The organism is Wolbachia endosymbiont of Leptopilina clavipes (assembly GCF_006334525.1).
Taxonomy (GTDB): Bacteria; Pseudomonadota; Alphaproteobacteria; order Rickettsiales; family Anaplasmataceae; genus Wolbachia.
The window spans coordinates 1-9,341 of the sequence record NZ_QJHA01000028.1 but is presented as its reverse complement, the minus strand read 5'-3'; the positions used below and the strand labels follow the sequence as shown (position 1 = coordinate 9,341).

The window sequence follows — 9,341 nt, the reverse complement described above, 5'->3', positions numbered from 1 at the left end:
TTGCTCATTTGCAAATTCGGCAAATGCATTCCAGTCGGTAATTTTATGCCACGCTTCCAGGCTTTTTTGACTGAAAATCTCCCGTTTTCTCACGTCTTTTCTTCCACTCATATAAAGTTGTTTTTCCGATCTTAAATCTCTTGGCAACAGTTTCTCCACTCTCTCCTTCATCCAATGCTTCCATTACCTTTTTTCTTAAGTCATAACTATATGCTACTGGCATCCTTACCTTCCACTACTATAAAACCTTATTTTCCTCGTTTGGACTATTATGAGAAGGGCTATACTTTTAGAGTTTATTTCTTGCTCGTTTACAATATAATGAGTTCTTAAAAATCTATGCATGTTTGATACCCTGACCGAGCATTTCTTCTTTCGTCGCCATCTTTAGGAGCTTCTAATAGACAAAGCAAATTATTGAGTGGAAGTTCTAAAATAATATTCTCATCAATATCACTGCTTTCATAAGCTGAATTAAGACTTGCTCTAGGTTCTGGAAGATTTTGCAGTTCTGATGCTAGAGTTTTTGATGAGTATTTTTCTTGTGTAATCCCTGTCACTACTAGTACCTTAGTGTTATTACAGTATACTGTTAAAAAAAGATTTTTGCAACTTAGCACTAATTTTTCTCAATCTAAAATATTTTTCAAAACAAACCTCTCTCTACTGTCAAATTAAATTCTTTTATTGACTTGTTTACTCTATCTAAATTGTTGAAAAATACCCTATATTGTAGAGAAATAGAGAGTATTCTTAATAGATTATGTAAAATATAGAGTTTTTATGGGTAAATATTGACAGTGAGATACCGTGTTTATTTGATTAGTTTTTAGTGTCTTTTTGTATTTTAAATTTTGGCTAAAAACTCTCCATTTAATGGGCGATGACAGTGCCGACCCCCTCGGTGTAAACGAGATGCTCTACCAACTGAGCTAACCGCCCTTTTCTTGTTTGTGGATTGGTGGAGGCAAGCGGGATCGAACCGCTGACCTTCTGCGTGCAAAACAGATGCTCTACCAGCTGAGCTATGCCCCCAACTTTTGCTTAAAGCATAAATCACTCAGGCTGAAATGCAAGAAATATTTATTTGTGAGGCTATTGCTAAATAGTGCACAAATTCTGCATTTATGTATAATTCTCTATCTTTTTAGAGTTGTACGTCAGCTTTACCAAATGAATCTTTGAATTAACAAGAAGTTTTCCTTCAAAAATTTTTAATTAAATTATCACTAATACAGTACATTATATAATTTATTTAACCACACATGAAAATTTTAGTTTGATTAAAATGGATAAAAACTATATTACTGTTTAGTATAGCTGAAAAATAAAATGATCCCGTAGCTCAGCCGGTAGAGCAACTGACTTTTAATCAGTGGGTCACGCGTTCGAATCGCGTCGGGATCACTTAGAATCTTAAAAGCATGCTAAAAGAACAGGACAAAATATTCACAAACTTAAATGGTAAAGAAACACCACTACTTGAGGGTGCAAAAAAACGTGGTAGTTGGCAAAAAACAAAGGAATTACTGGATTTAGGATCAGAAAAAATCATTGATGAAGTAAAGAAATCTGGCTTGAGAGGTCGAGGAGGTGCAGGATTTTCTACTGGCCTTAAGTGGAGCTTTATGCCTAAAAATCCTCCAAAAGCATATTTAGTAGTCAATGCAGATGAGTCAGAACCTGGTACATGTAAAGACAGAAACATATTACGATATGAGCCACACAAGCTACTTGAGGGAATTCTTCTGGCTGGCAGAGCGATCAGCGCATCAGCTGCGTATATTTATATCAGGGGTGAATTTTATAATGAACATTTAGTTCTAAAAAAAGCACTTGAGGAAGCCTATAAAGAAAACTTAATTGGAAAAAATGCCTGCAAGTCAGGTTATGATCTTGATGTGTTTATCCATAGGGGTGCAGGAGCTTACATATGTGGGGAAGAAACAGCTCAACTCGAATCCATTGAAGGAAAAAAGGGCTTTCCTCGCATGAAACCTCCATTTCCCGCAGGTGTTGGACTTTTTGGCTGCCCCACTACAATAAACAACGTTGAAACTATATCTATGGTTCCAGATATCCTAAATCGCGGAGGAGAGTGGTTTGCATCTCTTGGTAAACCAAATAATACTGGCATTAAGGTCTTTTGTATTTCAGGGCATGTAAATAATCCATGTAATGTTGAAGAAGAGCTAGGAATTTCACTACGTGAATTAATTGAAAAATATGCAGGTGGAGTGCGAGGAGGTTGGGATAACTTACTTGCTGTAATACCTGGTGGGTCTTCAGTACCATTAATTCCAAAATCTATATGCGATACTATTGAAATGGATTTTGATTCATTGAGAGCTGTACAATCAGGGCTTGGTACTGCTGCTGTGATAGTGATGGATAAATCAACTGACATAATAGCTGCAATAGAAAGATTATCACATTTCTATATGCATGAGTCCTGTGGGCAATGTACACCATGTCGTGAAGGTACTGGATGGATGTGGAGAATTATGAGAAGAATGGTAGCAGGAAATATTAAACCTGGTGAAGTAGATAGGCTACTTGACCTTACAACTCAAATAGAAGGACATACAATTTGTGCGCTTGGCGATGCTGCAGCTTGGCCAGTGCAAGGGCTAATCAGACATTTTCGTCATGTAATTGAAGATAGGGCAGTAACTTAACTTACACTTTTAAGTCGTTTTACTACTTAGCAACCAGAGTTAGAAAATATTGATTTCCTTCCCTTTTAGGCGCTAGCTCTACCTTTGCAATATCTTCAGTGTCTCGAATTAGCCGTTCTAATTTTTCCACTCCAACCTCAGTATTTATAAGCTCTCTACCTCTAAATTTCATTGTGCACTTGATTTTATGCCCAGATATAAGAAAATCTCTTGTTTGACGCAATTTTGTTTCATAGTCATGATTATCAATATTGGGGCCCAGCTTAATTTCCTTTATAGTTAATGCTCTTTGTTTCTTTTTTGCCTCGCTTGCCTTCTTTTTTGCATCATATTTTTGTTTACTGTAGTCGAGTATTTTACATACTGGAGGAGTTGAATCAGGTGCAATTTCTACCAAGTCTAAATTGACACCTTGTGCAACTTCCAAAGCTTGTCTTAATGGCACAATTCCAACCATTTCACCATTATGATCAACTAAGCGTACTTCCTTAGCTGTGATGAATTCATTAATTTTGTTTTTATTATTCTTTTGAACTTGCAAGTTTTTCTCCCTTAACTCAAATTAATACTTTTTAAAAGCAATTCAGTAGCCTTTTCCAAAGGAAAAGATTCTTGTTCTTCTGACCCTAAATTTCTCACTGACACAGTTCTATTGATGATCTCATTTTTACCTATAACCCATAATGTAGGTACCTTATTTGAACTATGCAAGCGTATCTTATAACTAATTTTTTCATTGGTCAAATCGGTCTTAATTCTAACACCTTGTTCTTTTAAAATATTGCTGATTTCAGTAGCATAACCATCAGCTTCATTTATAATGGTCAGAATAGCAAGTTGCGTTGGAGCAAGCCAAATTGGAAATTTTCCTGCATAATTTTCTATCAAAATCCCAATAAAACGTTCAAAAGTTCCAAGAATTGCTCTATGTAGCATAACAGGGTGGTGCTTTTGTCCGTCTGCTCCTACATAAACAGCTCCCAGGCGTTCTGGTAAAATGAAATCAACTTGCAACGTTCCACATTGCCAATTTCTACCTATTGCATCTTTCAAGACAAACTCTAATTTTGGACCATAAAATGCACCTTCGCCAAGATTAAGTTCATAACAGAGCCCTGCTTCTTTAACTGCTTCAAGCAATGCTTTTTCAGCCCTATCCCAAACTTCATCATCCCCTGCCCTAACATCTGGACGGTCTGAAAATTTCACAAAAATTTCATTGAACCCAAGCTCTGAATATACTTCTTTTAAAAGGTCACAGAATTTTACAGTTTCAGAATTAACTTGTTCTACCATACAAAAAATGTGTGCATCATCTTGCGTAAAACCACGCACTCGCATTAGTCCGTGCAATGAACCTGAGCTTTCATTTCTATGGCACATACCAAATTCCGCCATACGGATCGGTAAATCACGATAGCTTCTAGTATGATAGTTAAAAATCTGCACATGACAGGGGCAATTCATGGGTTTTATTGCTAACTTTTTGCTTTCAGATTCATCAACAATGAACATATTTTCACGGAATTTATCCCAATGTCCCGACTTTTCCCACAGCTCTTTGCTTACTAAAATAGGGGTTTTTACCTCAAAATAGCCATTATTTATTAACTTCTTTCTAATGTAAGACTCAAGAACATTATATAAAATATACCCTTGTTCATGCCAAAAAACCTGTCCAACAGCTTCCTCTTGAATGTGAAATAAATCCATATCCTTAGCAATTTTGCGGTGATCACGTTTCTCTGCTTCTTTGAGATGTTCAAGATAAGCGTTTAATTCATTCTTATCTCTCCATGCAGTACCATATATTCGCTGCAACATTGGACCCTTAGAATCGCCACGCCAGTATGCTCCTGCAACTTTTATAAGTTTAAAAGCTTTGACTCTACCAGTTGATGGCGAATGTGGACCACGGCATAGGTCTACAAAATCACCTTGTCTATACACAGTTAGGTTGTCACTTTCTGGTATGGAGGAAATAATTTTCACCTTATATTTTTCACCTATGCTGCTAAAAAAGTCAATTGCCTGCTTATGAGTCCAAACTTCTCGAATGAACTTGTGATTGCTTTTTATGATTTCTTTCATTTTTTTTTCTATTGCCATTAGATCATCCGGAGTAAAGGTACGATCTGTGGCGAAGTCATAGTAGAAACCGTCCTGAATTGTTGGGCCAATAGTAATCTGAGTATTAGGAAATAGCTCTTTTACCGCTTGAGCCATTATATGAGCAGCATCGTGTCTGATTATGTCCAAACCCGCTTCGTCACTGAGCTTTATTATTTCTATCTCTGTATCAGATTCAATTTCATGTGAGAGGTCATATAGCTCACCATTGATCTTTAAAGCAACTACTTCCTTTAAAACCTCTGGTTGTAGTATATTAAAATCGGTAACCTTACCGCTATATTTCTCTACTTTTTGTTCAGTTGAAAAAGTGACTTTTATCATTTGTCATACCTCCTGTATAATCAGTAAAAGCCAATATCTGGTGTTCATTCCAGTGCCCCCTATGATGTCATCCGAGTAGCTGACACTGGGATCTAAGTATAAAAATATTCGCAAGTTATGCAATGGACAACAGATTCTAGGAATATATGTTAAAATAATGTCCATGATGAAAATAAGATAGATCCCAGTGTCAAGCACTGGGATGACACCACCCCTAGTGGGCACTGCCCCTAAATCATAATGGATAACAGGGTTATAAGCTCTGAACATTAATAATAAGGTCTATTTTTTTTTAACCTGAGTGCAATTGCGTCTTCCCAAACTTCACCATTACGCAATAATTTTTCCTTATTATACATTAGCTCTTCTCTTGTTTCAGTAGCAAATTCAAAGTTAGGACCCTCCACAATTGCATCAACAGGACATGCTTCCTGGCAAAGCCCACAATATATACATTTTGTCATATCAATATCATAACGTGTAGTGCGACGACTTCCGTCTTCTTTTTCCTCTGCTTCGATAACTATTGCTTGGGCAGGGCAGATAACTTCACATAATTTACAAGCTATGCAGCGCTCTTCACCGTTTGGATACCTACGCAACGCATGCTCACCGCGAAACCTTGGACTTAAAGGGCCCTTCTCTATAGGATACCTCAAAGTAACCTTTGGCTTAAACATATATTTTAATGTAATAACAAACCCTTTAATTAACTCTACAAAAGACCAGTACCAAGCTAATTTCTTGAGCATAAAATATTTAAAACTTGTGTCAGTCATTATAAATCATATTATCAGTTTTCAAAATAAATATTTTCACCTGGGTGACTTTTTAGGTATTTTGGTTTCTTAAGTGTAATATTGCTAAGTAGTTTATATCAATAATGACAAACACAAATGAAACTATTTTCGCTTTATCGACCGTATTTGGTAAGTCAGGAGTTGCAGTAGTCAGAATTTCAGGCAACTACGCGCTTAAAGCTTTAAATCATTTTCATATTAAGAAAGAAATTAAACCAAGATTTGCTACTTTAGTTGATCTATATGATGATTCCAGTCAATTGATAGATAATGGAATAATTATTTATTTTCCTGCCCCAAACAGCTTCACTGGCGAGGATGTTATAGAGTTACAAATGCATGGAAGCAAGGCAGTTATAAAAATCATCTTGGAGGAATTATCAAAAATTTTCGTTATGGCCAGGCCTGGGGAATTCTCACTTAGGGCTTTTCTAAATGGTAAATTTGACTTAACGCAAATAGAAGGAATTGCAGACTTAATTGATGCTGAGACAAAAATGCAAGCTAAACAAGCGATTAAGCAGATATCAGGAGAATTGGAGAGGCTATATAGCAGTTGGAAGCAGAAATTAATAACGATACAATCCAAAATCGAAGCATATATAGACTTTCCAGAAGATATTTTGGCAGAAAAAAATGAGTTGGAAAAAATTAATAATGAAGTGAAAACTCTTGTGCAATCAATACAAGAGCACCTAAATGATAATAGACGAGGCGAAAGGTTGCGTGAGGGTTTACACGTTGTAATAACTGGTAAACCAAATGTTGGTAAATCAACGCTGTTTAATTTTTTGGCCAAGCGTGATATTGCTATTATTTCTGAATATGCGGGTACAACAAGGGATATACTCGAGGCCCATATTGACGTTGCCGGATATCCAGTTATCCTTTCTGATACTGCTGGCATTCATGAAAGTTCAGATCCGGTAGAATCAGAAGGTATAAGTCGGGCAAGAAAAAGATCCCTTGAAGCTAATTTAAGAATAGAGCTATTTCCCTTCAAACAGCGTCATGGAATCGATTGCCGTGTTGAAAATAGTAACACCATTTACGTGCTGAGCAAAGCCGATGATATTATCAATGACCACAGCATAAAAATTAACAGTATAGATTTTTTACCTGTTTCTATTTTAAAAGGAATAGGTACAGAAAGACTAATCTCTGTAATTAAAGAGAAAGTAGAGGAAAAATTTGGGCATGATAGAGACACTCCTGTAATTACTCGGCAAAGACATAGGATTCACATGCAGAAAACACTGGAGCATTTACAACGTTTTAATATTGATAATCCAATTGAGTTAATATCTGAAGATTTGAGGCTTGCTGCATTTGAACTTGGTGCAGTAATTGGAATTATTAATGTTGAGGAAATATTGGATAGTGTGTTTAGTAGCTTTTGTGTAGGCAAGTAAGATTTTTATAGATTGCTTGAAATTAAATATTGTGGTAAAAAAGAGGTGGACGGATGGCCGAGCGGTTTAAGGCACCAGTCTTGAAAACTGACGTACGTGATGAGCGTACCATGGGTTCGAATCCCATTCCGTCCGCACAGCATCTCGCTATGATAGCTGATTTTTAGAGCTTATTTGGACTATGTGGTTCATAACGCTGGAAATCTTATCTAATCTAGCCACATCTTTTAAAAATACATCCCTTTGTAAATTGACCTTGTTAGCAAAGAAAGCTAATATCTATAAATAGATCACCATCTGAATATGGAAACCGATATCGTAATAATAGGTGCAGGGCCTGTTGGAATATTCACTGCTTTTCAAGCGGGAATGCTTGATATGAGATGTCATGTAATAGATGTTTTGGATCAAGCAGGAGGACAATGCACAGCTCTTTACTCAGAAAAGCCAATATATGATATACCTGGTTATCCTGTAATTACTGCCCAAAAATTAATTGAGCGACTAATGGAGCAAGCTTCACCGTTTGAGCCTGTTTACCATTTAAGTCAAAAAGTGGAAAAGATTTCAAATAACGAAGGTGAAAACTTTACTATCATAACGAACATAGGTACAGAGGTAAAATGCAAAGCCGTTATCATTGCTGCAGGTAACGGAATGTTTAAACCTAACCGTCCACCCTTAAGTGGTATATTAGAATATGAAAATAAATCTGTATTTTATAATGTAAATAAAATTTCTGATTTTCAGGACAAAACTATAGTCATTGCAGGGGGGGGGGATTCTGCAGCTGATTGGACTGTAGAACTTTCTAAAGTTGCAAAGAAAATTTATGTGATACATAGAAGAAAGGAATTTCGCTGCACTCCTGAAACTAGAAATAAATTAGAATCACTTGAAAATAATGGAAAGATAGAACTGGTAGTGCCATATCAATTACACAAACTAGCAGGAGGTAATGGGCAATTGAGCGCAGTGATAGTAAAAAACATTGCCTCTAAGGAAGAAAAAGAAATATCCGTTGATTTTTTGCTGCCATTTTTTGGATTGTCAATGAATCTTGGACCAATAAACAGTTGGGGTATAGAGTTAGAACATGGCCGCATAACTGTCGACCCAGTTACACTTAGAACCAGTAGAGATAGAATATATGCAATCGGAGATATAGCTACTTATCCAGGCAAACTAAAATTGATACTAAATGGCTTTGCTGAGAGCGCCATGGCTTGTTATCACATATACAAAGTAATTCACAATTCTCCAGTTAATTTTCAATATTCAACTTCAAAGGGAATTCATCGAAATTAAAGAGTAAAGAGATCCATGAACCTGCATGCAGTTATCTCAAGCATAAGATGTAATAGTCTAGACTTGATCTGACAAGCAAACAAAGTAAGATAAAAATATAGACAAGTTTTAAAGGAGTGTCAGATATGAATACAACACAAGAAAAAATACTAAAACCAAAGTTGGGATTGCTAGAACTTGCAAAGCAATTAGGAAATGTATCACAGGCGTGTAAAGTAATGGGATATTCAAGGGATACATTTACCGCTTCAAAGAACTGTATGAAACAGGAGGAGAAGAGGCTTTACACGAGATAAGCAAAAGCAAGCCATTGTATGCAAATAGAGTGTCGGAGGATATAGAAAAAGCAGTAGTTGAAATAGCAATAGAGTTTCCAGCATACGGACAAGAAAGAGCAGCAAACGAACTGAAAAAGAGAGGAATTCTCATCTCTGCAAGTGGAATAAGATCAGTGTGGCAAAGAAACGATCTTGAAAATTTTAAAAAGAGGTTAAAGGCATTAGAAGCAAAAGTAGCTCAGGATGGTATCATTTTAACAGAAGAACAGATAACAGCTCTAGAAAAGGCTAAGGAAGAAAAAGAGGCCCATGGAGAAATTGAAACAGAGCATCCAGGATACTTAGGTAGCCAAGACAGTTATTATGTTGGTAATATCAAAGGTATTGGACGAATTTACCAGCAAACCTTTG

At 36.3% G+C, this 9,341-nt stretch carries 7 protein-coding genes, 4 tRNA genes and 2 pseudogenes; 6 read left to right on the top strand and 7 right to left on the bottom strand.

Annotated elements, in window-relative coordinates; all coding sequences use genetic code 11:
* The 4 genes and pseudogenes from OUY_RS03165 to OUY_RS03150 form a co-directional block, all read right to left on the bottom strand.
* Positions 1 to 223: pseudogene (locus tag OUY_RS03165) on the bottom strand (IS630 transposase-related protein); the annotation flags it as partial.
* Positions 224 to 329: 106 nt separating this feature from the next.
* Positions 330 to 560, bottom strand: coding sequence for a hypothetical protein (locus OUY_RS03160; RefSeq protein WP_139686663.1), 231 nt, complete (start codon positions 558 to 560; stop codon positions 330 to 332).
* Positions 561 to 877: 317 nt separating this feature from the next.
* Positions 878 to 942, bottom strand: a tRNA-Val gene (locus OUY_RS03155).
* A gap of 17 nt (positions 943 to 959) precedes the next feature.
* Positions 960 to 1,035 (bottom strand) — tRNA-Ala (locus tag OUY_RS03150).
* A gap of 299 nt (positions 1,036 to 1,334) precedes the next feature.
* On the opposite strand from OUY_RS03150, the gene OUY_RS03145 reads away from it, so the two are divergent.
* Together OUY_RS03145 and nuoF are read left to right on the top strand one after the other, a co-directional pair.
* Positions 1,335 to 1,407, top strand: a tRNA-Lys gene (locus OUY_RS03145).
* Between the two features lie 17 nt (positions 1,408 to 1,424).
* A complete protein-coding gene (nuoF, locus tag OUY_RS03140; RefSeq protein WP_139686662.1) occupies positions 1,425 to 2,678 on the top strand; it encodes an NADH-quinone oxidoreductase subunit NuoF in 1,254 nt (417 codons plus the stop codon).
* Positions 2,679 to 2,700: 22 nt separating this feature from the next.
* Here nuoF and infC read toward each other — a convergent pair whose 3' ends face one another.
* From infC to nuoI, 3 genes are all read right to left on the bottom strand, one after another.
* Positions 2,701 to 3,219, bottom strand: a complete 519-nt coding sequence (infC, locus tag OUY_RS03135) for a translation initiation factor IF-3 (RefSeq protein ID WP_010404127.1) — start codon at positions 3,217 to 3,219, stop codon at positions 2,701 to 2,703.
* An 11-nt stretch (positions 3,220 to 3,230) separates the two neighbouring features.
* The gene (gene thrS, locus OUY_RS03130) at positions 3,231 to 5,132 is read right to left on the bottom strand and encodes a threonine--tRNA ligase (RefSeq protein WP_139686661.1); all 1,902 of its coding nucleotides are present in this window, start codon (positions 5,130 to 5,132) and stop codon (positions 3,231 to 3,233) included.
* A gap of 269 nt (positions 5,133 to 5,401) precedes the next feature.
* Positions 5,402 to 5,884: an NADH-quinone oxidoreductase subunit NuoI gene (gene nuoI / locus OUY_RS03125; protein ID WP_010404144.1), complete on the bottom strand. Its 483-nt coding sequence runs from the start codon at positions 5,882 to 5,884 to the stop codon at positions 5,402 to 5,404.
* 131 nt (positions 5,885 to 6,015) lie between these two features.
* On the opposite strand from nuoI, the gene mnmE reads away from it, so the two are divergent.
* From mnmE to OUY_RS03105, 4 genes and pseudogenes are all read left to right on the top strand, one after another.
* Positions 6,016 to 7,344, top strand: a complete 1,329-nt coding sequence (mnmE, locus tag OUY_RS03120; RefSeq protein ID WP_010404146.1) for a tRNA uridine-5-carboxymethylaminomethyl(34) synthesis GTPase MnmE — start codon at positions 6,016 to 6,018, stop codon at positions 7,342 to 7,344.
* Positions 7,345 to 7,391: 47 nt separating this feature from the next.
* Positions 7,392 to 7,479, top strand: a tRNA-Ser gene (locus OUY_RS03115).
* A 168-nt stretch (positions 7,480 to 7,647) separates the two neighbouring features.
* Positions 7,648 to 8,652 carry an NAD(P)/FAD-dependent oxidoreductase gene (locus OUY_RS03110; RefSeq protein ID WP_139686660.1) on the top strand — a complete coding sequence of 335 codons (1,005 nt, stop codon included), beginning with the start codon at positions 7,648 to 7,650 and terminating at the stop codon, positions 8,650 to 8,652.
* 125 nt (positions 8,653 to 8,777) lie between these two features.
* Positions 8,778 to 9,341 (top strand): annotated as a pseudogene (locus OUY_RS03105) (helix-turn-helix domain-containing protein); the annotation flags it as partial.

Excerpts from the sequence above, each read along its gene's own strand:
- nuoF (WP_139686662.1), top strand. The coding sequence starts at position 1,425 with ATGCTAAAAGAACAGGACAAAATATTCACAAACTTAAATGGTAAAGAA.
- thrS (WP_139686661.1), bottom strand. The coding sequence starts at position 5,132 with ATGATAAAAGTCACTTTTTCAACTGAACAAAAAGTAGAGAAATATAGC.
- nuoI (WP_010404144.1), bottom strand. The coding sequence starts at position 5,884 with ATGCTCAAGAAATTAGCTTGGTACTGGTCTTTTGTAGAGTTAATTAAA.
- mnmE (WP_010404146.1), top strand. The coding sequence starts at position 6,016 with ATGACAAACACAAATGAAACTATTTTCGCTTTATCGACCGTATTTGGT.
- OUY_RS03110 (WP_139686660.1), top strand. The coding sequence starts at position 7,648 with ATGGAAACCGATATCGTAATAATAGGTGCAGGGCCTGTTGGAATATTC.